The organism is Enterococcus sp. AZ188 (assembly GCF_050544075.1).
In the GTDB taxonomy this organism is placed as follows: domain Bacteria; phylum Bacillota; class Bacilli; order Lactobacillales; family Enterococcaceae; genus Enterococcus_D; species Enterococcus_D entomosocium.
In genome coordinates this window covers 2,465,725-2,491,832 of the sequence record NZ_CP172943.1, presented here as the reverse complement: position 1 = coordinate 2,491,832, position 26,108 = coordinate 2,465,725, and the positions used below count along the sequence as shown (strand labels likewise).

The 26,108-nt window shown below is 44.6% G+C and carries 26 protein-coding genes; 21 read left to right on the top strand and 5 right to left on the bottom strand.

Annotated features, from left to right (window positions below; genetic code table 11):
• Window positions 1-14: 14 nt before the first annotated feature.
• From IGI86_RS11595 to IGI86_RS11570, 6 genes are all read left to right on the top strand, one after another.
• Window positions 15-1,304 (top strand): PTS sugar transporter subunit IIC, encoded by a 1,290-nt coding sequence (locus IGI86_RS11595; RefSeq protein ID WP_008379073.1) that lies wholly within the window; start codon window positions 15-17, stop codon window positions 1,302-1,304.
• A gap of 18 nt (window positions 1,305-1,322) precedes the next feature.
• Window positions 1,323-1,715, top strand: coding sequence for a hypothetical protein (locus IGI86_RS11590; protein WP_005225457.1), 393 nt, complete (start codon window positions 1,323-1,325; stop codon window positions 1,713-1,715).
• Between the two features lie 22 nt (window positions 1,716-1,737).
• Window positions 1,738-2,604: a class II fructose-bisphosphate aldolase gene (locus tag IGI86_RS11585; RefSeq protein WP_005234664.1), complete on the top strand. Its 867-nt coding sequence runs from the start codon at window positions 1,738-1,740 to the stop codon at window positions 2,602-2,604.
• Window positions 2,605-3,225 (top strand): zeta toxin family protein, encoded by a 621-nt coding sequence (locus IGI86_RS11580; RefSeq protein ID WP_016613624.1) that lies wholly within the window; start codon window positions 2,605-2,607, stop codon window positions 3,223-3,225. It begins immediately after the preceding gene.
• Between the two features lie 206 nt (window positions 3,226-3,431).
• Window positions 3,432-4,031, top strand: a complete 600-nt coding sequence (locus IGI86_RS11575; protein WP_086316410.1) for an NUDIX hydrolase N-terminal domain-containing protein — start codon at window positions 3,432-3,434, stop codon at window positions 4,029-4,031.
• A gap of 161 nt (window positions 4,032-4,192) precedes the next feature.
• Window positions 4,193-5,503 carry an NCS2 family permease gene (locus IGI86_RS11570; RefSeq protein ID WP_016621395.1) on the top strand — a complete coding sequence of 437 codons (1,311 nt, stop codon included), beginning with the start codon at window positions 4,193-4,195 and terminating at the stop codon, window positions 5,501-5,503.
• 232 nt (window positions 5,504-5,735) lie between these two features.
• Here the strand turns inward: IGI86_RS11570 and mazE are convergent, their stop codons facing one another.
• A complete protein-coding gene (mazE, locus tag IGI86_RS11565; protein ID WP_087664974.1) occupies window positions 5,736-5,966 on the bottom strand; it encodes a type II toxin-antitoxin system PemI/MazE family antitoxin in 231 nt (76 codons plus the stop codon).
• A gap of 363 nt (window positions 5,967-6,329) precedes the next feature.
• Between mazE and IGI86_RS11560 the strand changes: the two genes are divergently transcribed.
• The 3 genes from IGI86_RS11560 to IGI86_RS11550 all read left to right on the top strand — a co-directional run bounded on the left by IGI86_RS11560 (window position 6,330) and on the right by IGI86_RS11550 (window position 10,334).
• Window positions 6,330-7,325: a LacI family DNA-binding transcriptional regulator gene (locus tag IGI86_RS11560; RefSeq protein WP_042890342.1), complete on the top strand. Its 996-nt coding sequence runs from the start codon at window positions 6,330-6,332 to the stop codon at window positions 7,323-7,325.
• Window positions 7,326-7,471: 146 nt separating this feature from the next.
• On the top strand, window positions 7,472-8,848 hold the full coding sequence (locus IGI86_RS11555) for a PTS transporter subunit EIIC (protein WP_015509272.1): 1,377 nt from the start codon (window positions 7,472-7,474) through the stop codon (window positions 8,846-8,848).
• Between the two features lie 43 nt (window positions 8,849-8,891).
• Window positions 8,892-10,334, top strand: a complete 1,443-nt coding sequence (locus IGI86_RS11550; protein WP_429967284.1) for a glycoside hydrolase family 32 protein — start codon at window positions 8,892-8,894, stop codon at window positions 10,332-10,334.
• Window positions 10,335-10,456: 122 nt separating this feature from the next.
• On the opposite strand, the gene IGI86_RS11545 is transcribed toward IGI86_RS11550, so the two are convergent.
• Entirely contained in the window at window positions 10,457-11,128 is a 672-nt protein-coding gene (locus IGI86_RS11545) for a cyclic nucleotide-binding domain-containing protein (RefSeq protein WP_151195787.1), read from the bottom strand.
• Between the two features lie 92 nt (window positions 11,129-11,220).
• Here IGI86_RS11545 and IGI86_RS11540 point away from each other — a divergent pair, with 92 nt between their 5' ends.
• Together IGI86_RS11540 and IGI86_RS11535 are read left to right on the top strand one after the other, a co-directional pair.
• On the top strand, window positions 11,221-11,877 hold the full coding sequence (locus IGI86_RS11540) for a YczE/YyaS/YitT family protein (protein ID WP_086316407.1): 657 nt from the start codon (window positions 11,221-11,223) through the stop codon (window positions 11,875-11,877).
• A 109-nt stretch (window positions 11,878-11,986) separates the two neighbouring features.
• Entirely contained in the window at window positions 11,987-13,249 is a 1,263-nt protein-coding gene (locus IGI86_RS11535; RefSeq protein ID WP_430617307.1) for a PTS sugar transporter subunit IIC, read from the top strand.
• 56 nt (window positions 13,250-13,305) lie between these two features.
• On the opposite strand, the gene IGI86_RS11530 is transcribed toward IGI86_RS11535, so the two are convergent.
• The 3 genes from IGI86_RS11530 to IGI86_RS11520 are packed head-to-tail and all read right to left on the bottom strand — an operon-like array spanning window position 13,306 to window position 15,488.
• Window positions 13,306-13,710, bottom strand: a complete 405-nt coding sequence (locus IGI86_RS11530) for an arsenic metallochaperone ArsD family protein (RefSeq protein ID WP_086317419.1) — start codon at window positions 13,708-13,710, stop codon at window positions 13,306-13,308.
• Between the two features lie 51 nt (window positions 13,711-13,761).
• Window positions 13,762-14,739 (bottom strand): ABC transporter substrate-binding protein, encoded by a 978-nt coding sequence (locus tag IGI86_RS11525; RefSeq protein ID WP_429967282.1) that lies wholly within the window; start codon window positions 14,737-14,739, stop codon window positions 13,762-13,764.
• A complete protein-coding gene (locus IGI86_RS11520) occupies window positions 14,736-15,488 on the bottom strand; it encodes a polysaccharide deacetylase family protein (RefSeq protein ID WP_176462045.1) in 753 nt (250 codons plus the stop codon). The genes IGI86_RS11525 and IGI86_RS11520 overlap by 4 nt, the downstream gene beginning before the upstream one ends.
• A gap of 96 nt (window positions 15,489-15,584) precedes the next feature.
• On the opposite strand from IGI86_RS11520, the gene IGI86_RS11515 reads away from it, so the two are divergent.
• The 10 genes from IGI86_RS11515 (at window position 15,585) to IGI86_RS11470 (ending at window position 26,067) form a co-directional block, all read left to right on the top strand.
• Window positions 15,585-16,304: an ABC transporter ATP-binding protein gene (locus tag IGI86_RS11515; RefSeq protein ID WP_034872330.1), complete on the top strand. Its 720-nt coding sequence runs from the start codon at window positions 15,585-15,587 to the stop codon at window positions 16,302-16,304.
• Window positions 16,301-17,035 (top strand): ABC transporter permease, encoded by a 735-nt coding sequence (locus IGI86_RS11510; protein ID WP_008379042.1) that lies wholly within the window; start codon window positions 16,301-16,303, stop codon window positions 17,033-17,035. The genes IGI86_RS11515 and IGI86_RS11510 overlap by 4 nt, the downstream gene beginning before the upstream one ends.
• 113 nt (window positions 17,036-17,148) lie before the next feature.
• Entirely contained in the window at window positions 17,149-17,382 is a 234-nt protein-coding gene (locus IGI86_RS11505) for a DUF1858 domain-containing protein (protein ID WP_008379040.1), read from the top strand.
• Complete coding sequence (locus IGI86_RS11500; protein WP_016613614.1) at window positions 17,379-18,692, top strand: DUF438 domain-containing protein; 1,314 nt, start codon at window positions 17,379-17,381, stop codon at window positions 18,690-18,692. The genes IGI86_RS11505 and IGI86_RS11500 overlap by 4 nt, the downstream gene beginning before the upstream one ends.
• Before the next feature lie 215 nt (window positions 18,693-18,907).
• Complete coding sequence (locus IGI86_RS11495; protein ID WP_430617306.1) at window positions 18,908-19,732, top strand: PRD domain-containing protein; 825 nt, start codon at window positions 18,908-18,910, stop codon at window positions 19,730-19,732.
• Between the two features lie 97 nt (window positions 19,733-19,829).
• On the top strand, window positions 19,830-21,731 hold the full coding sequence (locus tag IGI86_RS11490) for a beta-glucoside-specific PTS transporter subunit IIABC (protein ID WP_034872328.1): 1,902 nt from the start codon (window positions 19,830-19,832) through the stop codon (window positions 21,729-21,731).
• 47 nt (window positions 21,732-21,778) lie between these two features.
• Window positions 21,779-23,284 (top strand): sulfatase-like hydrolase/transferase, encoded by a 1,506-nt coding sequence (locus tag IGI86_RS11485; protein ID WP_016613611.1) that lies wholly within the window; start codon window positions 21,779-21,781, stop codon window positions 23,282-23,284.
• Window positions 23,285-23,302: 18 nt separating this feature from the next.
• On the top strand, window positions 23,303-24,415 hold the full coding sequence (locus IGI86_RS11480; protein ID WP_086373185.1) for a radical SAM/SPASM domain-containing protein: 1,113 nt from the start codon (window positions 23,303-23,305) through the stop codon (window positions 24,413-24,415).
• Complete coding sequence (locus IGI86_RS11475; protein WP_016621059.1) at window positions 24,412-25,188, top strand: sulfite exporter TauE/SafE family protein; 777 nt, start codon at window positions 24,412-24,414, stop codon at window positions 25,186-25,188. Before IGI86_RS11480 ends, IGI86_RS11475 begins: the two co-directional genes overlap by 4 nt.
• A 15-nt stretch (window positions 25,189-25,203) precedes the next feature.
• The gene (locus tag IGI86_RS11470) at window positions 25,204-26,067 is read left to right on the top strand and encodes a formylglycine-generating enzyme family protein (protein WP_420694266.1); all 864 of its coding nucleotides are present in this window, start codon (window positions 25,204-25,206) and stop codon (window positions 26,065-26,067) included.
• The last annotated feature ends 41 nt before the right edge of the window (window positions 26,068-26,108 follow it).

The window sequence follows — 26,108 nt, the reverse complement described above, 5'->3', positions numbered from 1 at the left end:
GGGAGTTTGAAAAAATGGGCATCATCAATTTTATCATTGATAATATTTTAACGCAGGCATCGATCACGATCGCTTTAATCGCGATGTTAGGGCTGCTGCTTCAGAAAAAGTCAGCAGGTCAAGTCATTTCAGGAAGTTTGAAGACGCTATTGGGCTTCCAGGTTTTAAGCGCTGGTTCTAGCATCATCGTCGGTAGTTTGACCTATTTCGGCGAGATTTTCACAGAAGGATTCGACATGCAAGGCATAATTCCTTCCATCGAAGCCATCAACGGGCAAGCGATGAATGAGTTGGGCTTGGGTCGGGACATAGCGCTGACATTTTTAGCCATCTTTGTTTTTAATATTTTATTGGCACGCTTTACAAAATGGAAATATATTTTCTTGACGGGTCAAGCCATTTTATGGATGGCGACCATGACGACGGTCTTTGGCTATTTCGCTGGTTTACGGGGCGTTGTCTTGATTCTTGTCGGTGGGTTGATTGGGGCGATCTTTGCCGTAGCGATGCCAGCGATGGCTCAGCCCATCATCCGCAAAGTCACTGGTTCAGACGACATTGCTCTCGGACATTTCTGTACGATCGGTTACCTCTTTGAAGCAGGCGTTGCCTATCTGTTTGGAGAAAGAGGCGAGAAGAAAAAATCGATCGAAGACATCAAACTGCCACGTTCTTTTGAATTTTTACAAGATACCTATCTTTCTGTCATGGTCGTGATGGTTCCACTGTATATCGTGACGGTCTTGTTTGCTGGAGAAACCTTTGCTTCTACGCTCTCTGGTGATCAAAATTACATCATGTATGCCTTCTTACAAGCCATTCAATTCGTGGTTGGGGTCTATGTTTTGCTAGCTGGCGTTCGGTTGCTCTTAGGCGAGATCGTCCCTGCGTTTCGTGGGATCGCCATGAAATTGGTGCCTGATGCAAAACCAGCACTCGATTGCCCAGTGTTCTTCCCATATAGCCCCAATGCAGTTATTTTAGGCTTCATTACTACAACGATTGGGACAGTCATCGCCATGTTCGTTTTACCAGTCTTTGGCTTGGCGATGATCTTGCCAGGGATGCTGACGAACTTCTTTGCAGGCGGCACCGCTGGGATCTTCGGCAATGCGGTCGGTGGACGTCGAGGGGCGATCATCGGAGGGATCTTTCACGGTTTCTTCATTACGTTATTGCCAGCCCTACTTGTAACGATCTTCAATCAAATGGGCTTTGTTAACGCTACGGCAACTGATGTGGATACCGTCACGGCAGCCTTGCTATATGCTTGGATCATCAGTCCCTTATTGAAAAACTTTTAATCGCTAGGAGGAAGACGCATGTTCTCTTTTTTCAAAAAAGAAAAAAAGCCCACAGAAACACCAGCGGTTCCTTTGACCGCTGAAGAAAGCCAAGAGGCAGAAGCGCTTATTGCAAATCTAGAAAGTCAGTTGCAAGCAGAAACCGACATCGACGAACAGGCAAAATTGTATGAAGCGTTAGGCTTAGCCCAGGCAAAACTTTCTCGCACAGAAGAAGCGATCGACGCATTGGAAAAAAGTTTGCAGGCGAAGAAATCGATCGGGGACGGCTACAAAAAACTGATGTCCCTTTACAATGCTCAGCGTGCCGCCGCCGCACGAAATGGCGACGATGCAAAGATCGACTATTACATGGATAAAATGGAAGAAATGCGGCAAATCGCCAAACAACTTACGATCAGCGGCAATTAAACTAGACGAGGTGGAATCAAGGATGTATACAACATTAAAAGAAGTAACGAAAACAGCAGAAGCATTGAATTTTACAGTGGGGGCTTTTAATACCCATAATTTAGAAATGCTGCCAAGCATGCTGCGGGCAGCCAAAGAGATGGGGGCACCTATCATCATTCAAACAAGTATCGATACGGCGAAATACATCGGCTATGATGTCTTGGTCAATGTCGTCAAAACGATTGCCGATCACGAGCTGGTGGACGCTGTCTTGCATTTGGACCATGCCAGAGATTTCGATGAGATCAAAGCGGCGATTGATAGCGGCTATAGCTCGGTGATGTATGATGGTTCGCATTTGCCCTTCAAAGAGAATATTTTGAAAACGCGCGCAGTCGTAGAATACGCCCATGCCCATGGGGTGTCCGTCGAAGGAGAACTAGGAACGATCGGCGGCACAGAAGAAGGCATTCATGTGGAAGAAGACGATAAAGTCTTCACACGCCCAGAAGATGCGGTAGAATTTGTCGCTGCTACTGGCGTCGATGCGCTAGCCATCGCTATCGGAACCAATCATGGCCAATTCCGCTCCAAAACCGAAGTGAATGTTGCGTTATTGAAGGAGATCCATGCAGTCGTCGACGTGCCGCTAGTCATTCATGGAGGAACTGGCGTCAAGGAAGAAGATTATCCTGAATTGATCAATAACGGCATTCGCAAGTTTAATGTAGGTACTGAATTGTTGGTCAACTGGACGAAGATTGCGAAAGAAAATTTTGGGGCAACGGAAGTCAACAAATCTTTGCGCCACAACGTGATCCCATCCAATGAAGCCATCAAAGAAATCGTCAAGCACAAGATCGGCCTTTTCATGAATACGAAAGCGCCGACTGCAATCGGCAAATAGATGGTACGCAAAAAGATGCTTGTTTTATTGGCAGGCAGCCCTGGAACTGGAAAAAGTTATTTATTGAATCTGTTGAAGACACGTTTTCCTGATCTTTTCGCTCTTACGCCAGATGAAATCAAAGAATGCTATGCCGAATCCCTCGGCTTTGATTCATTGGCAGAAAAAGCCCAGATCGAAAAGCAGTATGTTTGGCCTTTTTACTATCAGGCATTGGGCTTGTACATGTCTCTAGGAAAACGCTTGGTGGTCTCGGAATACCCCTTTAGTGAAAAGCAGAAGCCCTTGCTGACTTTTCTCGCTCAAAGTTATGGCTACGACTGCTTGACCATACGTTTGACTGCCTCGTTTGAAACCTTATGGGAAAGACGTTTCATACGTGATCGAGCGGATGACCGTCATTTGAGTTTTATCATGGAACGATACCATTACGGGGATGTGCTGGAAGATAGACAAGCTGCAACCAACCATATAACCAAAGAAGCGTTTCGGCAAATCATCACCGATCGCCGTTACGATGACTTTCAGTTAGGGGAGCTTATCGAAGTCAATGTGGAAGATTACAAGCAAGTGGATTATCGTCCGTTGATCGAGAGAATCGCAATTGAGCTAAGTAAATAAGCAAAGCAGTGGGCGTTATACCTGTTCTAGGTACATGCCAACTGCTTTTTTTTATGAGCTATTTCTCATGACTCAGCTTTTGGGGAAGTTTAGCTGTCACAGCAAGACGGATTGTTTCTTATGTCTCAGAAGACTTTCTTTTGCAAAACCGCCGATTTCCTCTAGAATAAGAAGCATAACAGAGAAATGGAAAAGGCGGGGAATGGATGAAAGATTATTTTGCGCAATACAAACGCCTGTTATCGATCGCTGAAGCAGGTTTGTACTATGGCAAAGATGTGTACGATAAGGAACGATACCAAGAAATCAAAGAGTTGGCATTGCATTTGATGAGTACCGTCGTGGATCAAGACGCAGCTGCGTTGACCCTCTTAACAGAAAAAAATGAGGGGTATCCTACACCTAAAGTCGACGTACGAGCATTGATCCAAAAAGACGAAAAAATCTTGCTAGTGGAAGACAGCCTGACGAAAGAATGGTCACTGCCGGGTGGCTATGCAGAGATTGGCTTGACGCCTCGGGAAAACATCAAAAAAGAAGTGCTGGAAGAAACCGGTTTGCTAGTAGAGGTGAAGGAGCTGCGAGCAATTTTTGATACGAATCTAAGACAAGACATTCCGCAAGTGTTTCAATACTATAAGTTGGTCTTTGAATGTGAGGTTCTGGCAGGGGACTTTATCAAAAACAGTGAAACCTCCAACAGCGATTACTTTGCGTTGAACGAGTTGCCAAAGCTTTCCATCAAGCGCACCACCAAGGAACAGCTGGAGCAATTGATGAATGAGAAGTCGTTACACGTTGATTAAAAACAGCTAAGGGTAAGATGTTGGAAAAAGCGTTTTATTGGTTTTTTTAACCGGATAATATTTACTTGCAGATAAAGTTGGTTTATGATTGATTTCGTCGTTTTCATTATAAAAAAATCAAGCAATGGCGACACCTTTGCTTGATTGCTGGAGGAGTAAAAATGAAGAATCAAATCAATTCCTTTTTTGGGCTGGATGTCTTACAAACAACGGTTAAACGAGAAATCTTAGCTGGTTTTACCACCTTTATCTCAATGGCCTATATTCTATTCGTCAATCCAACGGTCCTTGGGGCATCTGGGATGGACGAAGGTGCCGTCTTTACAGCAACGGCGCTAGCCAGTGCATTGGGCTGTATCTTGATGGGGGTTTTAGCAAAATACCCGATCGCTACGGCACCCGCATTAGGGATCAACGCCTTCTTTTCTTATTCAGTTTGTATTGGAATGGGGGTTCCATGGCAAACAGCATTAGCGGGTGTGTTTGTGGCATCACTGATTTTCATCGTGATCACGATCTTCAAATTAAGGGAGCTGATCATTGATGCGATCCCTGCTGATTTAAAATACGCCATCTCTGGCGGGATCGGTCTGTTCATCGCCTTTTTGGGACTGAGCGAAGGCGGGATCATCGTTTCCGACGATTCGACCCTTGTGGCACTAGGCTCATTGAGTGTCGGTACGACGTGGCTGACGATTTTTGGTCTAGTGATCACTGCCGTCTTGATGGTTCGCCGAGTTCCTGGTGGAATTTTTATCGGGATGGCCGCAACAACTGTTTTAGGTCTTTTGACTGGCTTGATCCAAGCACCATCCAGTATCGTTTCTGCTGCACCAAGTATTTCTTCCACATTCTTAGTGGCGCTAAACCATGTAGGAGACATCAACTCCCTGCAAATGTGGGTCGTAGTACTGACTTTCTTACTCGTCACTTTCTTTGATACCGCAGGCACCTTGGTGGGGCTTGCCAACCAAGCAGGCTTCATGAAAGACAACAAAATGCCGCGGGTCGGCAAAGCACTTGCTTCTGACTCCACCGCCATGCTCGCCGGTTCTTTATTAGGGACCTCACCAGTAGGGGCGTATGTGGAATCTTCCGCTGGGATCGCCGTGGGCGGTCGTTCTGGCTTGACTGCTGTGACGACTGGAATTTTCTTCTTGTTCGGCTTGTTCTTTTCACCATTGCTATCCGTTGTCACTTCTCAAGTGACGGCACCAGCACTGATCGTCGTAGGCGTGTTGATGGCACAATCACTGCGAGAAATCAAATGGCACGAAATGGAAATCGCAATCCCAGCCTTCTTGATTCTACTAGGCATGCCGTTGACCTACAGCATCTCCGATGGGATCGCCTTGGGCTTCATCTTTTACCCAATCACCATGTTAGCAGCCAAACGCGGCAAAGAAGTCTCACCGATCATGTACGGCTTGTTCTTTGTCTTTCTTGGGTTTATGTGGATTTTGAATGTGTGATAGAGGCGTTTTAATGTAAACTTAGGATTGGATTTCTACTAATGAAAAACCAGCTAAGCGTGGCTTAACTGGTTTTTTTCTTATATGTCGCTTGCTATAAAGATGTTCAGAATCGAATAATGGTAAATATCTAATACAGGACGTCTTTTTTTGAATTTCCTTTCCAGACGAAGGGGAAAAGTCGATCCAAGCGATAGTCGCTTTTTGGAAATGTAAGTTTGAAAATTAGTTATTAAAAAATCATTCTCCCTTCAGATGAAAGGTCTTCCCACGCATCTTTTTCATAAAACTCTGATTCCTCTCCACCATGAAAAGGATCTTCAATTTTAGGAACAAGAATGATCGTCCCATCCTCTGCGTAGACAACAACATATTCTTGGTTTTCAGGCGGTTTTTTTCCGTTATCAGAAGGAAGCGTAACGACGATGGAATTGCCTTGTAGACTTGATTTAGTAATAAGCATAGTATCACCTCTTAGAGATAGTATACCTTGCAATACTATGGAAGGAGAAGACAACAGTGAGATTTAATGTATTTTGAACACATCAAAAGTTTAAAATTCACTTTACATAAGATAGATAAAAAACCGCAATGAAGTATTGTTTGAAAAGATGGATGAATATCTCAGAACAATTGATTTCAGCCTTTAAGCAGAATTACGAAGTTTTTAGATGGATCATTTATGGTGTACCAATGACCAGGGTATTGAACTGACGAAAAAGTGAAGCTTCATTCCAAAACCGCCCAACCCAACAATTTTTACGCAAAACCTGCGCTTTTCTTTCAGTTATTGTTATAATAAAAGAAAATGCAAAGGTGGGAAATCATGACAACGATCAAGGACATTGCTGAAAAGGCGGGAGTAGCGAAAAGTACGGTTTCCCGCTATCTGAACAATGGCTATATCAGTGAAGAAAAGCGCAAAAAAATTGATCAGATCATTGCTGAAACTGGTTATCGCCCCAATACATTTGCTCGATCGCTGAAAGCCCAAGATACGAAATTGCTGGGCGTGATCATTCCTCGATTGAATTCGCCCTCGACAAATGATGTGTTAAAAGGGATCGATACGACGGCTCGGGAAAACGGCTATCAAATGCTGATCACCAACTCTGATCAAAGCGATGAACGGGAACTAGAAAATATCGAAATGCTAGTCAAACAAAAAGTAGCAGGGATGATCCTTTTTGCGCGCAAAATCACGCCGCAGCTGCAAGCGGTGCTGGCAGAGGTTCCTATGCCGGTTTTATTGTTGGGCCAACAGTTAGCTGGCATTCATTCCATCGTCCATGAAGATTATCAAGCGGGCAAAACCATGGCAGAATATGCAGTCAGCGCTGGCCACCGACGTTATTTATTTGTTGGGGTCAGCGAGAATGATTATGCGGTAGGTGTCTTGCGAAAAAAAGGATTTCTTGATGTCTTGGCACAAACGCCCAACGTCAAAGTCGACTTTATCGAAACGTCTTTTTCAAGAAGAGAAACGTACCAAAAAGCCCTTGTGTTCTTGAAAGATCAACCGGCAACGTACATCGCCTGTGCTACCGATAATATTGCTGTTGCTGTATTGAAAGCCGCCCATGAACTAGGGTACCAAGTGCCGAAAGACTTTTCCTTGAACGGATTTGGCGGCTATGATTCGACGGATTATGTCTATCCGACCATCACAACGACCCAATATCCCTATGTCCAGTTAGGCATCGATGCCGTCTTAACGATCCAAAAACTGACGCAAGGGGAAAAGGTTCCTGAAGTGATCGAATTGCCGAATCGATTAGTGGTCAAACAGTCGACTGCCAAGCTTGACAAGCAGGAGCAATAAAGCAAACATTTTTAGAGAAAACAGGACGTCCAGTTGCGGCGTTCTGTTTTTTTATTTTCTTTGCTTGCAATTGCAAACGGTTTCTGTTAATCTACAGATGTAGAACCGGTTCCACAAATGAACCGACGATCAAAGGAGTGGGAAAAATGAAGGAACAAAAAACGATCGACCAAGTGTTAGAAGCTGTTGGCGGCAAAGAAAATGTCAAAAACTTTGAACACTGTGCCACACGTTTGCGCTTGATTTTGAAAGACGATCAGTTAGTAGATAAAGACAAAGCGGAAGCAGTTGAGGGCAGCAAGGGCTATTTTTTCAACACGGGACAGCATCAGTTCATTTTTGGAACAGGAAAAGTCAATGAAGTGTATCAAGCCTTCGCAGCAGAAATGGGCAATGACGCCTCCGCTGATAAAGCTGGCTTCAAAGACGATGTCTATTCGAATCTGTCACCCGTCCAAAAAGTTGTCCGCACGTTGTCAGATGTCTTGGTGCCATTGATTCCAGCTTTGGTAACGACGGGGCTTTTGATGGGGATTCGGGGATTATTGACCGAGTTGGGGGTCACCTATAGTGCTGACTGGTTAGCTATGTTTGAAATGTTAACGGATACAGCGTTTGCCTTTTTACCTGTTTTGATCGCCTATAGTGCGACGAAAAAATTCGGCGGTAATCCGATCATCGGGATCGTGGTAGGATTGATGATGGTGGCACCGCAATTGCCGAACGCTTGGGCAGTTGCCAGCGGGGATGCAGAGCCATTGCACTTATTCGGTTTATCGATCTCTGGGTATCAAGGGTCGATTTTTCCAGCAATTATTGTCGGGATCTTAGTTTCTAAGCTAGAGAAATGGTTCCGTAAATTTGTTCCACAAATGATGGATTTGATCGTGACACCATTCTTAACGATCGTCATTACTTTAGGTTTGATTTTGTTTGCGTTAGGACCAATCTTGCAAGTAGCTGAAAGAGCAGTCATCAACAGTATCGTCTACTTGGTGCAAGCGCCATTGGGCATCGGTTATATCATTTACGGAGGGGTTCAGCAAGTGATCGTGATCACTGGATTGCACCATTCGTTAAGTATTATTGAGTTAGGGTTATTGAATACGACAGGCGAAAACGTCCTACAAGTCTTAGGTACAGCAAGTATGGCGGGACAATTCGGGGCTGCGATCGCTGCGGCATTTATTTATAAAAACAAAGTCAAACGCTCAAATGCCATCAGTGCGGCGGTTCCAACCTTATTTGGGATCACTGAACCTTTACTATTTGGGGTCAACTTACGCTCGATGCGCATTTTTGGCGCAGGCATGCTGGGAGGCGCAGTCGGCGGGTTTGCGACGTATGTCTTCCAATTAGCTGCCACTGGGATGGGCATCACTTTTATTCCAGGACTATTGTTGTATACTGGAGATTTCGGTGCCATGCTGAAATACGTTGTCGTGATTTTGATTGCCTTTGGTGTCGGTTTTGCTGGTGTCCAATTGCAGCGCAAACCGCTAGCCAAAGAGTTGAATCAATAAATAATCCCTTGCTGTTCATCGGCAAGAGAAAAGAGGTACCGCATTGTTAACGAAGGAATACTGGGCACAGCTTGCCCAAACACAAAACGAATTAGCAGAAAAAATCAGTGCTGATGCGTGGCGCTTGAACTATCATTTGATGCCAGAAACAGGATGGATGAACGACCCGAATGGTCTTTGCCAATTCAAAGGCGTGGTTCATTTTTACCATCAATATGTACCGCAAACGCCCCATGGCGGGGAACCACCTCACTGGGGACACAAAACGTCGACGGATTATGTCACGTTTCAAGAAGAAGCGCTGTTTCTTTCTCCCGAACACGACTATGACAAAGACGGGGTCTACTCGGGTTCTGCCTTTATCGAGAATGACGCGATCCATTTCTTCTATACGGGGAATGTCAAACATCCTGGTGATCATGACTATACCTTTAGTGGACGAGAACAAAACACGGTCCATGTAATCAGCAAAGACGGCTATACCGTCGAAAAGCAAGAAGTCGTGATTCCTCATGAGGACTACCCTGAGGGATTTACCGATCATATTCGGGACCCAAAGGTTTTTGCCCATGAAGACACCTACTATATGCTGCTAGGCGCGCGTACGTTGGAAAACGAAGGCAAAATTTTGATTTATGAATCGACGGATTTAAATGAATGGACCTATCGAGGAATCTTTTTCGGTGAGGACTATGCTCTAGGCTACATGTGGGAATGCCCAGACTACTTCCATTTAGATGGCAAAGATGTGTTGGTCTTCTCGCCGCAGGGCTTGGCAGCCAAAGAACATACCTACCAAAATATTCATCAATCAGGGTATCTGATCGGTGAGGTGGATTGGGAAACCCTAACGTTTAAAGAAACTTCTGCGTTTCGTGAACTTGATTATGGGTTTGACTTCTATGCCCCGCAAACCTTTGAAGATGAGCAAAAACGCCGCATCTTATGGGGCTGGATGGGGCTAGGGGATACCAGTCCTGAGTACAGCAATCCTACGATCCCTCGTGGCTGGCAGCATGCCGCAACGCTGCCAAGACAGCTTTCGGTCAAAAATGACCAGTTGTATCAAGAACCTTTGCCAGAATTTCAAAAATTGCGGGACAAGCAAGTCAGCCAAAAAATTGTGCTTTCAGAGAAACCGCAGCACTTGTCTTTCGATGAATTGGCATATGAGTTGCAAGTTACGGCGGAAGCCCCATTGCAGCAGTTCCAGCTTGGACTTTTGCAAGATACGACTTTGGCTTATGAAGCTGGCGTCTTCACGATCCATCATGGCGTTTCTGGCTACGGCCGTAAACAGCGCAGTGTCAAGGTCGATGAGCTGACGCAGCTGCAGATTTTTGTCGATACGTCTTCGATTGAGATCTTCCTAAATGGCGGGCAATATTGTTTGACCTCTCGCGTGTATCCAAAACGGACCGAGGCGATCGCTCTCAGCGGAACCGGCACGGTTAGTGTCAATGCTTGGGCATTGGCGAAAAAATAAAGCAACGTCCCGAAAACGACAGCAAACAGTTGGTTTTTCTTGTTGCACCCCCAAGAGTCAGCTTTTTCTCTGGCTTTTAGGGGGTGTATCATACCAACTATTTTGCTGTCGTTATTTGCTTGTTACTGCTTTTGTTGGTTTTGGATAAAGGTCTGCAGCGCAGGCGCATCGATCCGATAGCCGTCTTCAGTTTTTGTGACTAGTTTTTGCGTTTTGAAATCTTTTAAGGTATACGTCAAATGGCGATAGCTCACGCCTAAGTATTCTGCGGTCTCCGTCAATTTTTCTTGAAAAAGATCATCGATCGAAGCTTCCAACAGTAGATGAGCAAGGCGCCAAGCTAAGGGATAGGTTTGATTGACGGAAAAATGATCCATACGCAGCAGCAATTTTTCACCGATAGTTTTGCCTAGTGTTTGTACGAAAGCCAGGTCTTGCATGAGCCCGTGAGCTGCTGCTTGCATCGGAATGCCCAGACATGTTGTTTCACCGATCGCAACCACGGTTTTCGGTACTGTTTCGGCGCCAATCAACGTGAGATCGCCAATGCAATCACCAGGATGGAGAAACTGCAGCAAGGCACGTTTGCCGTTTTCTTGCGTTTGAATGATCTTGGCTTTGCCAGTCAATAGGACGAAAAAGACCGACATCGGCACCGTTTCTTTTTGGATCGCTTCTCGATGATCAAAGGTCCAGAGGGCACTTTGTTGTAAAATCTCCTCAGGAATCGGCAAGGGGCAGCTTTCTTTGATTGGTACCTGCTTTATTGCCAAGGCATAAGCGGTTTTTTTCACTTTTTTCCTCCAAACTAGGAGAAATCTCCTATTTGTTTTTAGTCAGTATAGCACATACTTAGAAAAGCAAAAACGAAAGTGTGGGAGAAAAAATGAATAAAAAGCAATGGATAGGATCAGGGATTTTTTATGGGCTGAGTGCATTCGGGATCAGCTTGACCATTAAAGCCAGCGTTGGGGTCAGTAGTTTTAATGCCTTGAATGTTACGCTGGCAACGATGTCAGGAATCAAAGTCGGCACCATCACAACAGCCATCAACTTGGGCTTTTTAGCTGCCTGTTGGCTATTGGATCGGCGGCAGACGTCCCTCAAACAAAAAGGCAGTGAGTACTTGATTATGTTTTTCGCTTTGCTGGCTTTCGGCTATTTGATCAATGGCTTTGTTTACTACTTCTTGGCATCGCTGCACTTGACGAATTATTGGAGCCAACTAGCTGCTTTGATCGGTGGGATCTTGATTTCTGGAACGGCGACGGGACAAGTCCTACGGTTGCAGGTCTTGAAATTTCCAATCGAGCACTGGTGTCATTTGCTGGCGCAACGCAGTCGTTGGACATTTAAGCAGTACCGTTATGGCGTTGATGCAGTCTGTATTTCGGGGGCACTCTTGCTAGCGATCAGTTTGGGCTTACCGCTAGCGGTGAGGGAAGGGACGGTCATTAGTTTCTTTTTGCTGTCAGGTGCCATCGCTTGGTCGAAGGAACGTGATTTGGCAGGGGCTTTACCCATTTGGCAAAGAAACAGTTAGCCAGCAGTATTCTTGGAATCGGGAAGGCGTCGAGTGTTTTAAAAATGCAGAAAGCGTTTTTTATGCTACTCTTATTAAAAAATCGAGATGTTTAGTAGGAGGAGACAGGATGAATCGGTTGATTGAAGGGTTTCAGGAAAATTTTGCACCAAAATTGGTTAAGATCAGTGAAAATCGGTTTTTAGTCGCCGTGCGCAACGGAGTCGCCGTTACGATGCCGCTGACGATTATCGGCAGTCTCTTTTTGATTTTAGCCAATCTGCCTTTTCCCGGATGGACCGATTTTGTTGGGGAGTTTGGCTTCAAACTAGGCGCCGCCAGCAATTTTACATTTGGGATTTTGGGACTGGCCGCTTGTATCGGGATCGCCTACTATTTGGCGGCTTCGTATGAGATCGATCGGATCGGTTCTGTCGTGTTGGCAGTCTGCGCGTTTTTGCTGCTGCAGGCGGGGGAAGAATGGACGATCGATCCAGCTTCTTTGGGGGCATCTGGTCTGTTTACAGGAATCGTCACAGCGATTGCGACAGTAGTGATCCATCGCTTTTTTCTCAAGCACCGCTTAGTGATTCGGATGCCAGCAGAAGTGCCGCCCGCAGTTGCCAAGAGTTTTTCGGTCTTGCTTCCCGGAGCTGCCATCATCACTGGTGCCTGGGTGATTCGGGTCTTGTTGGAATTTAATGTCAATCAATTCGTGCAAGCCATCTTTTCACCGCTGGCAGTTGGTCTAAACACATTGCCTGGGATGCTGTTGTATACCTTTTTGATTTTGTTGCTTTGGTGTTTAGGGATTCATGGCAGCAATGTGATGGGGAGTATCGGCGATCCGATTTTTCTAGCTTTATTAGCAGCCAATACCGATGCCTACACTGCAGGCGAACCGTTACCGAACATTTTTGCAGGCGGGTTTTATATCATGTTTTTGTGCTATGGAGGCACTGGTTCAACACTGGGGCTGATCATCAACATGTTAGTTTCAAAGAAAAAAGCCTATCGTTCCCTAGGGAAGATGGCTTTGCCCTCTGCTATTTTTTGTATCAATGAGCCAATCATTTTTGGGTTTCCGATCGTGATGAACCCTATTATGATGATTCCTTTCATCCTGACACCCCTTGTATTATGTGTCGGAACGTATTTCTTGTCGGTCATCAATGTCATTGGGCGAATCATGTTCAATCCACCGTGGACCACACCGCCCTTTATCAATACTTACCTTGCAACCGGCGGCAATATCCCTGCTGTTCTTTGGAGTATGGCTTCCTTACTGATTAGTGTGGCGATCTACTATCCATTCTTTAAAATCAGCGAACGAAGTTTAACGGAAGAAGAAAAAGGCGTTACCGACGCAGTTGCTGCGAAGGGGGAGAACTAAACGCTTATGATTGGCACGTGGTGCGTTGTTTTGTCTGGCAAAGAAAACAGTGGCTGCTACTCATCAAATTGCACAGTGATCCCAGATTTCGTCAATTGTTCCCATTCACGGATCGTTGGCAAGCGACCTTGGCAAAATAGCTGATCGTCGACATAAACGAGTGGCAGACAGCTGCGGCCATTGCTTGCTAATTGCTGCTTGACGGCTTGATTCGTATGAAAAGGGGCAGGATCTTCTGTAAAGAAGTATTCGTCGATCGTTAAAGGTTCGTTATGGAATGTTTGATGAGCCTGGGTCCTTTCTTCATTTATTTTTAACTGGTGAGTCAAGTGTGCTTCCCAAGTATCTTCTTTCTGGTCGGCATAAACAGCGATCGTTGGCATTAAATCAAATCCTTTCATGGCAGCTGATTTGTCAAAAGTATACCTGAATTTCTTGCCACGAGCAAAAAAGAGTGTCAAAAAGAAGTGAAAAGACAAAAAAAGACGCAAATGCGTCTTTTTTGTTGTTTCTTATTCGTCAGCGGGTAAAAAATCGAAATTGGTCAACTCGTTGTAAGAATACGCTTGGTCGATTTGACCTTTGTCTTTCGTCCAAGCAATGATCGCGTCGTATTGCTCTTGCGGTACAGCTTGGGCATAAGGATAGTCTTCCTGGCTGTCTAAGTAAGTACTCATAGCATCTGGGAATTGATAGTCTGCCAAGATGTCGGCATAGTCTTTTGCTGAATGAGCATTCATGTAATCGATGGCTTCGTTGTAAGCACTGTAGAATGCTTTTAGGTCTTGCGGTCGATTTTGGATGACTTCGTCCATAAATTGCAGCGTCCCGCCTTTGATGCCAGCATCTTTAGAGCTGCCTAAAACAATCGCCCCTTGGGCAGCCAACATGCTGGCTTGCGGTTCCGTATAAACAGCGCCATCGACTTGGTCATTGAGCAATGCTTCGGAACGGGCAGAAAAAGAAGCGATATCCACGATGTCATAAGTAAAATCATTTTCTTGTGCAAATTGATCCATGATGTATTCTAAAATGAAATTCGGTACAAGGGTGATTTTTTTATCCGCTAACCCTTTCATCTCAGTAATCCCTGAATTCGGTGAAGCGAGAATCTTGAAGTTTTCCAAAATATCAGAAGTGATCGTCATATCGATGCCGTTTTGCTTGAAGGTCGCTTCTGTCATGACATCGCTGATCGTACCATCCAGCTCGCCTGCCTGCACTGCCACATTGCGGTCATTTGGGGAAGTGAAGGATTTGAGTTCCACAGTCAATCCTTGCTTTTCGAAAAAGCCTTCTTCTTTTGCTAGAATGATCGGAATCGCTGATTCTGCTGGTAACACCCCGATCGTCAATGTTTGATCCGTGACCGCAGCTTCTGTACTGCTAGTGCTGGAATTGCTGGTACTTGCTGTTTCGCCAGTGTTGCCGCAGGCGGCAGCGCCGACAGCGAATAGTGCTAGGATACTTGCTAAAATCGTTTTTTTCATTGGTTCATTTCCTCGTTTCTAAATCGTTGTTCAAAAGCAGCCATTGGTAGTGAGAACGGGAGGACAGCCCGATGGAGTTCCATTGGCTTGGTTTTTGTCGTATTGATGCCAGGTTTGGTTGTAAATGCCAGAACAAAGCCTTCCTTTTCTAGTGTTGCGATCGTCTGCTGATCATAAAAGCCAAAGGGATAGGCAAAAACATCCTTGATGGCCACGTGCTGATTGCAGCTTCGTAAGTCTTGCGCAAAGGCTGCCGGTGTTTCCCACATTGACCGCCCTTGCTGGTTCTTGCGTTCGTGAAAATGAGCGGTATGATTGGCATATTCGAAGACATCGCTCATTTCGGCTAATTCGGCACTGCTCAATGTCCGCGAAACTTCTGGTTCGTAAGGCTGAGGGGCATCAAAAAGCCAGCCGGTCACGACAAAGGCAGTGGCCTTGAAACCAGCTTCCTTCAACAGTGGGTAGGCATATTCTTTCATTGATTGATAACAGTCGTCAAAGGTCAGCAACACGGATTTTTCTGGTAGCGGCTGCTGCCGGAAATAAAAATCTTTGACTTCTGCAAGGGTCAACGTATGGTAATTTTCTGCTTTCAAAAAGTCGATTTGTTGTTTAAAATGAGAAGTGCTATTGAATAAGGGCAGAGGCAAGGCATCTTGATAGCCGTCTGCGACTTTGATCGGGCGCACCTGATCATAAAGTTCTGCTTCGGGACGTATTTCATGAAATACGAGGGTCTGAAACATCATAAACCATCCTTTCTTGTCAATCACGCAAAAAATAGTATAGCATAAAATGTGAAAACCAACACAAATAATTTGAAGAAAGAAGTTTATTCTCTTATGAGTATTCGATTCGATTCCGTTTCCTTTACGTATGGGGAAACCGTCATTTTTAAGGATCTTTCGTTTTGTTTTGAACAAGGAACGACCTATGTGCTGCTGGGAGAATCGGGGATTGGCAAAAGCACGCTTTTATCCTTGATCAAAGGGTTGCAGCGACCGCAATCAGGCACGATCACTTACCAAGGCTGTTCCCCTGACAACATCGAGGTCGTTTTCCAAGAACTGCATTTGTTTCCTTGGCAAACAGTTTACCAAGTACTGGAAATGCCGCTGCTTATCAATCAAACACCCAGTGAGAGCCGTAAAAAACGGGTCACAAGCTGTTTGGCGGAGTTGGGATTGACGCAGGTGCAGGACCGCTATCCACATCAGCTTAGCGGCGGTCAAAAACAGCGGGCTGCCATGGGGCGGGGACTGATCACACAGCCCGATGTTTTATTATTGGATGAGCCGACTGCTTCACTGGACCAAGAAACCAAAGCAAACGCACAAGCCATGATCGCTGCTCAACAGCAGCGCAGACAAAACAGCTTAATCGTGGTGACCCACGATCCAGAAGAGGCAGTGTTTTTGGGGCAGACGATTTTGTTGCTAAAAGATCAGGACGTTACGCCGATCAGTAATCCATTTTACGGCAGCCAGCTGGAACGAGACTCGTTGGCTTTTTATGAAGTCGTCTTGCAGTTGAAAGAACAAATGAGGGAGGCGAGGCAATGAAACCCATCAAATCTTTTGCTTGGGGCTTCTGTTCGTTTGTCGTGGTTTGGTGGGGCGTAAGCTGGGTGACCAACAATCGCTCACTGCCTAATCCTTTAGAAACGGCCGAACGTTTTTGGGCACTGCGAGAAGTCTTACTGATCCACACAGGTGCCAGTTTGCTGCGGGTATTTGCGGCGTTGAGTGGGGCGTTGCTAGTCGGGGTGCCGTTAGGAATCTTGATTGGGCGATCCCAAAGAGTGGATCGGCTGCTTGGTCCACTGCTTTACTTTTTATATCCGATTCCTAAAGTTGCGTTTTTACCTGTCTTTATGATTTTCTTTGGCTTAGGCAATCTCTCAAAAATTCTCTTGATTTTTGCGGTGATCGTCATTCAAGTGATCGTCTCGATTCGTGATGCAGTCACGAAGATCCCACCAGCGTATTTTCAGGTCATGAAAAATTATACCAACCAATGGCACCATGTCTTGCGCTTCGTTATTTTGCCCGCGCTCATGCCAGCACTTTTTGCCAGTGTGCGGGTCAGTATCGGGATCGCGTTGGCTTCCCTCTTTTTTGCCGAAAACTATAACACGACGTATGGTGTCGGCTATCTGATCTTAAGTGCGTGGTCAAAAATGGACTACCCACAAATGCTTTCGGGTATCCTCCTGATTGCTTTGATGGGCTATCTGCTTTTTGCCAGTATCGATTGGTTGGAAAAAGTGGTGTGCCGTTACCGACAATCTTAGAAAAGAATGATCGATTGATAAATGTTTGCGGCAGTTCGTGTATTTTTGAACAAAATGATTTATACTAAGGATATCTTATTGAGAATCATTCTCACTGAAAGGAAGACCTTACTATGAAAGAAATCGATCTGTCAAAAACGCTCTATGAACTTGTGGCACAATACCCTGAAATACAAGAAATCATGAGTAAAATAGGGTTTACGGCGATCAATCAACCAGGGATGCTACAAACTGCTGGACGTTACATGACGATTCCCAAAGGGGCTCAGATGAAGAAGATCCCCTTGGAAAGGGTTTGTCTCGCTTTCGAAAAACAAGGGTTTCTTGTGAAAGGAGCGACGAAATGAAAACTAACAGTCAAAGACAAGAACGGATCGTCGAAATACTGAGTTTGCTTCACCAAGGCGGTTCCTTTGAAGAAGCTAAACGCTTGTTTAACGAAGAATTTGATGGTGTGGATGTGACGGAGATCACTGCTGCTGAAAAAGCTTTGATCCAAACGGGGTTGGACCCTTCTGAGATTCAGCGTTTGTGCAATATTCATGCTGCTGTTTTTAAAGGATCGATCAATGAGATCCATCACTCCAATGAAGAATATGGGCAACCAGGCCATCCTGTGCATACTCTGAAATTGGAGAACCAAGTCCTGCAATCCTTGTTGACCGATGAGATCGATAGCCTCTTAGCTAAAATAAAAACCGGTGATTGGACGCCTAAAAAGCGTCTAAAAGCTGCCTGCAATGATTTAATGCAGATCGACAAACATTATGCGCGAAAAGAAACGTTGATTTTTTCTTACATGGAGAAGTACGGCATCACTGCACCGCCAAAAGTGATGTGGGGTGTCGATGATAATATTCGGGTCATGATCAAAGCGCTCAATGAGCTTTTGGCTTCCGAAAAAACTGCCTATAATCCGATTGCTGTCCAATGGGAAGCGGTCAAAAACGAAATCGAAGAGATGATTTTCAAAGAAGAAGAAATCATGGTGCCAATGACGCTGGATGTCTTCAGTCTTAAAGATTGGGAACAAATTGCGGCTGACAGTTTAGACATCGGCTTTGCCTTTATTCCAGAACCGCTTCCTTGGAAACCGAGCCAAGAAGCTCTTGAAAAGGAACAGGCGGCAGAACCCGCAAGGCAAGCGGCGATCAAACAAGCCCAAGAAACAACCGCCGGCATCGCAGCCGGTTTAGGATTCGATGAATTTCAAGTCATAGAAACGGAAAATTCGCCGCAAATTGCTGAACAGCCGACCATCTCATTGCCTACTGGTAATTTGCAATTTGAACAATTGGTGGCGATTTTTCAAACGTTGCCAGTGGACTTGACCTTTGTAGATAGTGAAGAGCGGGTGCGCTTTTATTCAGAAGGCAAGAGTCGCGTCTTTCCACGAACGAATTCGGTTTTAGGCCGTGAAGTCGTCAACTGCCATCCACCGAAAAGCATGCATCTCGTGCAGCAGATTTTGGATGATTTTCGAGCGGGCACACGGGAGACTGCTGAATTTTGGATCGATATGCGAGGCCGTAAAATCTATATTCGCTATTTTGCATTAAAAAACGAAGCAGGCATCTATTTAGGTTGTCTAGAAGTCACGCAAGACATTACGGAGATCCAAAAAATCGAAGGGCAAAGCCGTTTGCTGGATCAGTGAACAGTTTGGAGAAAGGCTGATCTGCGTCTATTCAAAACGAAGCGAAAAAAAGAAAAATCAATAAAACGCTTGCAACGTTTCTGGAAAAATAGTATAGTAAAGGCAATCAAATGGGTAGTTACTGATAATGCAGGCTATACCTTTTTACGTGTGTATGGATCCTACACATGTATTAAGGTATCGCCTTTTTTCATTTTAAGGAGGTGAGAAGCGTCTTGAAGATCAAAAAAATCTTAAACAACAATGCAGTTTTGGTCGGACAAGATGGCAAAGATTTTATCTGGATCGGTACCGGCCTTGGCTTCAAAATGAAACCAGGACAAACCGCCGATGAATCAAAAATTGAAAAAGTGTTTGTGCTTCATAAGAACAAAGTTTCCGAGCGATTTTTAAGTTTATTGTCATCCATTCCGACAAAATATGTGTCTTTAGCGGATGATATTATCTCACTTGCGAAAGCAGAAATAAAACAGGAGTTAAGCGAGACGCTGTATGTATCACTTACCGATCATTTGTATAATCTGTTCAAACTGCATGAACAAGGAATCACAGTTACGAACCGATTATCATGGGAATTAAAGAAGTTTTATCCGCAGGAATTTGAAGTTGGTAAAAAAGCATTGGAACGGATCGGACAAGAAACAGGGGTCGTCTTTGAGGAAGAAGAAGCAGGAAATATAGCAATGCATTTGATCAATGCACAAGTAACAGATGAGGTTGATCAGCCAAAAGATGTCCAATCGATTGCAAAAAAGATTCGCGATATTATTTCACTTATTCGATTTTCTAACAAGATACAAATTGATGAAAACTCTTTGGCATTCGATCGATTTATCACCCATTTGCGCTTTTTTTTCCAGCGATTGAAGGCTCGACCAGATGTGGTAAAAGCAAATCCGCTATTGGGACACGTGAACGGACAGTATGCAGACGCGTATAAGACGATGCTTTTGATTGAAAAGTATTTAGGTGTTCCCTTGAACGATGATGAAAAGCTGTACTTAACGTTACACATTCAAAAATTAATAGAGAACGAATAAAGGTTGTTACTGATAATGCAGGCAAGACTGATAATTATTCCATCAAGGAATAGTTATTTGTCTTGCTTTTTATTTTTACATTGAAAGGATGAGAACGATGGCATATCAAGAATTGGTCGATGAAATTTTAAAAGGAGTCGGCGGAAAAGAAAATATCAATGGGGTGACCCACTGCATCACAAGACTGCGTTTTGATTTAAAACATGAGGAGCAAGCAGACACAGAAACACTGAAAAAGACGAAAGGAATCGTGACAGTCGTTCAAAGCGGCGGTCAATACCAAGTCGTGATCGGCAATCATGTGCCAGAGGTGTACCAAGAATTTGTTCAACATGCAGGATTGGCAGGAAATGATGAGGCACCTTCGGGAGAAAAGAAAGGACCGCTGGATGCTTTTATCGATGTGATCTCCAGTATCTTTACACCTGTATTGGGTCTTCTAGCTGCCACAGGAATGATCAAAGGATTAAATGCGCTATTTGTTTCTTTGGGATGGATTGAGAATACGTCAGGAACCTATGCGATTTTGCAAGCAGCAGGTGATTGTTTCTTCTACTTCTTTCCAATCTTTTTAGGATATACCGCAGCGAAAAAATTTGGTTTAAAGCAATTTGTCGGTATGGCGATCGGTGCTGCCCTTGTTTATCCAGCCTTGTCTGGCTTGACGGCAAATGCCGAACCGTTGTATACCTTGTTTGCAGGAACCGTTTTTGAATCGCCTGTTTATGTCACTTTTTTAGGAATACCAGTCATTTTAATGAGTTATAGTTCCAGTGTTATTCCAATCGTCATTGCTACCTATTTTGGTGCCAGATTAGAAAAAGGCATTACAAAAATCATTCCTAGTATTGTACGGAGTTTCTTAGTTCCGTTTCTAACTGTCTTGATCATGGTTCCGCTGACTTTCATTGTCATTGGTCCGATCGCGACATGGATCGGCAATTTGTTGGGTGCGGCTGTGTTGGCGATCTATAACTTCAGCCCAATTATTGCAGGGATTGCAGTTGGTGCTGTTTGGCAAGTGTTGGTCATGTTTGGTCTTCACTGGGGGATCATTCCGATCGCAATCAACAATATTGGTGTTCTTGGTTACGACCCAGTGATGGTCTTAGGACAAGCGACTCCTTTCGCGACCGCAGGAGCTGTGCTGGCAGTTATTATTAAGTCTAGAAATAATTCTATTCGGGCAATCGGGATTCCCGCATTTATTTCCAGTCTGTTTGGGGTATCGGAGCCATCCTTGTACGGTATCACGTTGCCTAGAAAAAAACCATTTATTGCGACCTTGATTTCAGCATCGATCGGCGGATTGATCATGGGTGCAATGGGAACAAAATCCTTTATTATAGGTGGGATGGGTATATTCAGTTTACCCAACTACATTGATCCGACAGAAGGCATTGGAAGCGGCTTTTATGGGTATGTATTAGCAATCACTGTAGCATTCGTCTTATCATTTATTTTAACGATTACTTTCTTGTATGATCCGCAAGAGGATCGGCAAGAAGCAACAGCTAGTAATAACGAAGCCTCGCCTTTGATCCCAGAAGAAAGAGCAGCGAAAGAAATCACTTTTTCGTTACCATTAACAGGCATCGTTTTGCCTTTGTCGGCAGTAGAAGATCAAGCATTTGCAAATGGACTATTAGGAAAAGGCTTAGCAGTTTCACCAGATGAAGGACTGGTTCGAGCACCTTTTGACGGAGTAGTTGAAACACTGTTTCCAACGAAGCATGCGATTGGCTTGAAGTCGGACGATGGCGTGGAAGTGTTGATTCACATCGGCATGGATACAGTGAACTTAGATGGTCGTTTTTTTGAAACAAAAGTCAAGCAAGGGGATCAGGTCAAGCAAGGAGAGGTATTGCTTACATTTGATAAAGAAGAAATTGAAGAGGCAGGATACTCGTTAGTGACGCCGATCGTCGTTACGAATACTTTCGCATACTTAGATGTGATCGCTGATGATAATCGAGGGGCGATAACGATCGTCAAGTAGTCGCAACGACCAAGAAAAGGAAAGAAAAGAAAGAAGGAAAGAATGCTATGCGAGCAATTATGCTGATGTTTGATACTCTGGCTAGAGATTTTTTATCAAACTACGGAAACGATTGGATCAACACGCCAAATTTTGAACGGTTAAGAGAAAAAACGATTACGTTTGACAACTTTTATGGTGGCAGCATGCCTTGTATGCCAGCGAGAAGAGAAATTCATACAGGTCGTTACAATTTTATGCATCGTTCGTGGGGACAATTAGAACCGTTTGATTCGTCAATTTTTGATACGCTGCAGCAAAATGGTGTCTATTGTCATTTGGTAACCGACCATTCCCATTACTTTGAAGATGGCGGTGCCACGTATCATAACCGTTATTCCACATGGGAAGGATTTAGAGGACAAGAAGGCGACCGATGGGTTCCAAGAAAACAGGCAGAGAATCATCCACCGCTGAATCCGTTAAATAAGAGTGGTATTTCTGTGGAACAGCATTTTGCGAATCGAACACGGCAAGCAGTAGAAGAAGACCTGTCCACGGTTCAAACGATCCAAGCCGGTTTGGATTTTTTGGAACAGTACAAAAATGAAGATCAATGGTTTTTGCAAGTCGAATGTTTTGACCCCCATGAACCATTTTATGTGCCAGAAACCTATCGCAAATTGTACCAGGAGACACCAAATGAATCACCTTACTTTTGGCCAAAATATGGTCGTGTAACAGAAGACGTTGGCGAGCAGGATTTGATTGAGCTGCAAAAAGAATACGCAGCGTTGATCAGTATGTGTGACCATCACTTAGGACGAGTGCTGGACTTTATAGAAAAAAATAATATGTGGGAGGATACCTTGATCATTGTGAATACCGACCATGGCTTTTTGTTAGGGGAACATGACTGGTTAGGAAAAAACGTAGCACCGATGTATGAAGAAATCATTCATCTGCCCTTTTTCATCAGTTACCCACAAGCTGAATCGGGAACCCATACTCCAGTATTGAGTCAAACCATCGATATTCCAGCAACTTTATTGGATTATTTTGAAATTGAGAACACCTTAGATATGGATGGCAAATCTTTGTTGCCTGTGTTGAAAAAACAGCATTCGCAACCGCTTCATCAAGAAATTATTTTTGGTACAAACGGCGGTCATGTCAATATCTACGATGGTCGTTATGTGTATATGCGTGCATCGGTTCACCCTTCTAATGGACCAATCACCATGCAGACGCTTAGTTATGCTTCATTGCGTGGTTTTTTGAATAAAGAGGTCTTAGACAGCATGGTCTTGAAAAAGGGCAATCGATTTACAAATCATTTTCCTTACACAGAAGTCGAAGTTTCCACCTATATCGATTCTTATTCGGTAGGCCACTTGTTGTTTGATTTAAAGAATGATCCAAAGCAGTTAACACCGTTTCATGACCCACTGATTGAACAAGAAATGATTCAGAAATTGATTAAAGTAATGAATCAGATTGAAGCTCCTGAAAGCGAGTATCAGCGCTTAGGTTTAAGCAATAGTCAGAGGCAGACAATCGCACAAAAGAAATAAAGAAGTGAGGAACAACAAATGAAACACATCTCCGTATTGATCAAGCCAGCATCCTCTCTTTGCAATCTGCGCTGCACCTATTGCTTTTATGCCAACGTCAGTTCCTTGCGCGAAGTGCGTTCCTTTGGCAAAATGAAAGAGGATGTAATGGAAAAGATGATTGCAAACATCTATGCAGACTTAGAAGCTGGCGATCATTTGACGTTGGCATTTCAAGGCGGAGAGCCGACGATGGCAGGGCTGAGTTATTTTAGAAAACTAACGGCTTATGTTGCGGCGCAAAAAAAGCGAGTGACAGTACACTATGCGATCCAGACCAACGGCATGGTGATCAATGATAAATGGTGTCGTTTTTTGAAAGAGTATCGCTTTTTAGTCGGGCTGTCGATCGATGGGCATCCGCTTGCGCACGATCGGCATCGATTAGACGCCAAAGGGCGGGGGACCTTTGCGCGGGTTTTGCAGACCAAGCGATTATTGGACGCCTATCAGATTGAGTACAATGTCTTGTGCGTGTTGACTAATCCCTTAGCAAAGGAAGCCCAGCGTGTGTTTGATTTTCTCAAGGAAGAGCAGATTGCCTTTGTGCAGTTCATTCCTTGTTTGGCTGATTTGGATGCCACATCAACCAACAACTATGCCTTGACACCAAGAAGCTTTGCGCACTTTTATCAGCAGCTATTGGCTTTTTGGCTGCAGGAATTGACACAAGGGCGCTACTTAAGTATTAAGCTGTTCGATGATTTACTAAATCTATTGGTGCGGCAGCAAGTTACTGCCTGCGGGATTCTAGGCAACTGCCAAGTGCAGTATGTGATCGAAGCCGACGGCAGTGTCTATCCTTGTGACTTCTATGTATTAGATGAGTTTCGCATGGGCTATATCCAAGAGCAAACGTTACGGGAATTGTTTTCTCAAGACTGTTCGCAGCAGTTTTTGTGCCAGAAAAAAGACATGCCTTCGAAGTGTACGCAATGTCCTTTCCAAAAAATGTGCCGAGGAGGCTGTAAACGAATGAAAGATGCAATGTACGTGGATAGTGAGGGGTTTTGCGGTTATCAGGAGCTGTTAAAAGACTTCACACCTAGAATCAATGAGATACTGGAGCTTTTGCAAGGGGTGAGACAATGATCGGACTGATTTATTTTCTCGTGATCGTCTTAGCAAATACCGTAGGGGCAGTTTCGGGCATGGGGGGCGGCGTGCTGATCAAACCGATTTTCGATTTTATCGGCGCCCATTCTGTTGCTGCAATCTCTTTTTACTCGGCGACAGCTGTCTTCACGATGTCTATCGTTTCGACAGCTAGACAATTAGCCAGTGGACGGAAAATCAATTGGTCGATTGCCTTGTGGGTTTCTGGTGGTGCTGTGTTAGGCGGTGTTTTAGGCAATGTTGCCTTTGAACAGCTATTGCTGGTTTTTCGAGACGACAAGATGGTTCAGCTGATCCAAATCCTTGTGACCGTGCTGACACTATTGTTTGCTTTTTTGTATACAAAATATAACTGGCGCGGGTTTGCGTTGGAAAAAGTCGGCTGGTATGCAGCTTGCGGTTTGATTCTCGGTTTTCTAGCCAGTTTGCTGGGGATCGGCGGCGGACCCATCAATGTTTCTTTATTGATGCTACTGTTTGCCATGCGGATCAAAGAGGCGACGATTTATTCCATTTGTACGATTTTTTTCTCGCAGCTGGCAAAAATTTTGACGATCGCTTTTTCGACAGGTTTTGGTGCGTATGATCTGCAAATTTTGTGGTTTGTTATTCCAGCCGCGATCGTGGGGGGACTATTAGGCGCCAAGGCTAGCAACGTCCTGTCACCGCAGCGGGTGACACTGGTATTTCAAAGTGTGATCGTGCTGGTGTTACTGATCAATCTGTACAATGGCTATCAATTATTGTAAAAAGGAGGCAAACAGATGCCCACGATTCCAGCAGGAACTTATCGAATCGGCACGAATACGATGGACGGCTTTGCCGAGGATCTTGAGGGACCGCAAATCAGCCTCGACAGCCCAGCATTTGCCATTGATGCCATGACGGTGACGAACCAAGCTTTCCAAGTTTTTGTGGAAGCAACAGGATATGTCACAGAAGCCGAGCGCTTTGGCTGGTCGTTCGTTTTTCACTATTTTTTAAGTGAGCAAACGAAACACCGCAGTCAAAAGGTACCGAATATGGCTTGGTGGTACGCGGTTAGCGGCGCAGATTGGCGTCATCCTGAAGGACCTGATTCAACGATTGCCCAGCGGATGGATCACCCAGTGGTTCAGGTGTCTCGCAACGATGCGATCGCCTATTGCCAATGGGCAAAAAAACGCCTCCCGACAGAAGCAGAGTGGGAGATCGCTGCAAAAGGCGGGACAAGTTTTGAAAAATATCCTTGGGGAAGGGAATTTTTGGCAGAAAATACCTATCATTGCAATATTTGGCAAGGAGAGTTTCCAAAAAGCAACACGCGAGCAGATGGCTTTGCCAATACAGCGCCAGCGAAATGGTATGAGCCCAACGGCTTTGGTCTGTATCAAGTGATCGGCAACGTCTGGGAATGGTGCGTCAATCCTGCCCGCATCCCGTTGACGCAGTTTCAACAACAGACGGGACAAACCTTTTGGATAAGGAATCAAACACAAGATGATCAAATGTATGCGACTCGCGGCGGTTCATTTTTGTGCCATGAATCCTATTGCAAACGATACCGAATTGCCGCTAGAAATGGTAATTCTGGGATGTCGGCAGCCAATAATTTAGGGTTTCGGTGTGTCAAAGACTTGGATCAGTAAACCGATAAAAGCAAAAGTGGCACCTATTCACAGGGATAGGT

Coding starts and splice junctions, on each gene's coding strand:
- IGI86_RS11510 (WP_008379042.1), top strand. CDS start 16,301: ATGAAACCCATCAAATCTTTTGCTTGGGGCTTCTGTTCGTTTGTCGTG.
- IGI86_RS11470 (WP_420694266.1), top strand. CDS start 25,204: ATGCCCACGATTCCAGCAGGAACTTATCGAATCGGCACGAATACGATG.
- IGI86_RS11500 (WP_016613614.1), top strand. CDS start 17,379: ATGAAAACTAACAGTCAAAGACAAGAACGGATCGTCGAAATACTGAGT.
- IGI86_RS11590 (WP_005225457.1), top strand. CDS start 1,323: ATGTTCTCTTTTTTCAAAAAAGAAAAAAAGCCCACAGAAACACCAGCG.
- IGI86_RS11485 (WP_016613611.1), top strand. CDS start 21,779: ATGCGAGCAATTATGCTGATGTTTGATACTCTGGCTAGAGATTTTTTA.
- IGI86_RS11595 (WP_008379073.1), top strand. CDS start 15: ATGGGCATCATCAATTTTATCATTGATAATATTTTAACGCAGGCATCG.
- IGI86_RS11475 (WP_016621059.1), top strand. CDS start 24,412: ATGATCGGACTGATTTATTTTCTCGTGATCGTCTTAGCAAATACCGTA.
- IGI86_RS11585 (WP_005234664.1), top strand. CDS start 1,738: ATGTATACAACATTAAAAGAAGTAACGAAAACAGCAGAAGCATTGAAT.
- IGI86_RS11515 (WP_034872330.1), top strand. CDS start 15,585: ATGAGTATTCGATTCGATTCCGTTTCCTTTACGTATGGGGAAACCGTC.
- IGI86_RS11540 (WP_086316407.1), top strand. CDS start 11,221: ATGAATAAAAAGCAATGGATAGGATCAGGGATTTTTTATGGGCTGAGT.
- IGI86_RS11575 (WP_086316410.1), top strand. CDS start 3,432: ATGAAAGATTATTTTGCGCAATACAAACGCCTGTTATCGATCGCTGAA.
- IGI86_RS11490 (WP_034872328.1), top strand. CDS start 19,830: ATGGCATATCAAGAATTGGTCGATGAAATTTTAAAAGGAGTCGGCGGA.
- IGI86_RS11525 (WP_429967282.1), bottom strand. CDS start 14,739: ATGAAAAAAACGATTTTAGCAAGTATCCTAGCACTATTCGCTGTCGGC.
- IGI86_RS11535 (WP_430617307.1), top strand. CDS start 11,987: ATGAATCGGTTGATTGAAGGGTTTCAGGAAAATTTTGCACCAAAATTG.
- IGI86_RS11505 (WP_008379040.1), top strand. CDS start 17,149: ATGAAAGAAATCGATCTGTCAAAAACGCTCTATGAACTTGTGGCACAA.
- IGI86_RS11480 (WP_086373185.1), top strand. CDS start 23,303: ATGAAACACATCTCCGTATTGATCAAGCCAGCATCCTCTCTTTGCAAT.
- IGI86_RS11555 (WP_015509272.1), top strand. CDS start 7,472: ATGAAGGAACAAAAAACGATCGACCAAGTGTTAGAAGCTGTTGGCGGC.
- IGI86_RS11520 (WP_176462045.1), bottom strand. CDS start 15,488: ATGTTTCAGACCCTCGTATTTCATGAAATACGTCCCGAAGCAGAACTT.
- mazE (WP_087664974.1), bottom strand. CDS start 5,966: ATGCTTATTACTAAATCAAGTCTACAAGGCAATTCCATCGTCGTTACG.
- IGI86_RS11580 (WP_016613624.1), top strand. CDS start 2,605: ATGGTACGCAAAAAGATGCTTGTTTTATTGGCAGGCAGCCCTGGAACT.
- IGI86_RS11570 (WP_016621395.1), top strand. CDS start 4,193: ATGAAGAATCAAATCAATTCCTTTTTTGGGCTGGATGTCTTACAAACA.
- IGI86_RS11560 (WP_042890342.1), top strand. CDS start 6,330: ATGACAACGATCAAGGACATTGCTGAAAAGGCGGGAGTAGCGAAAAGT.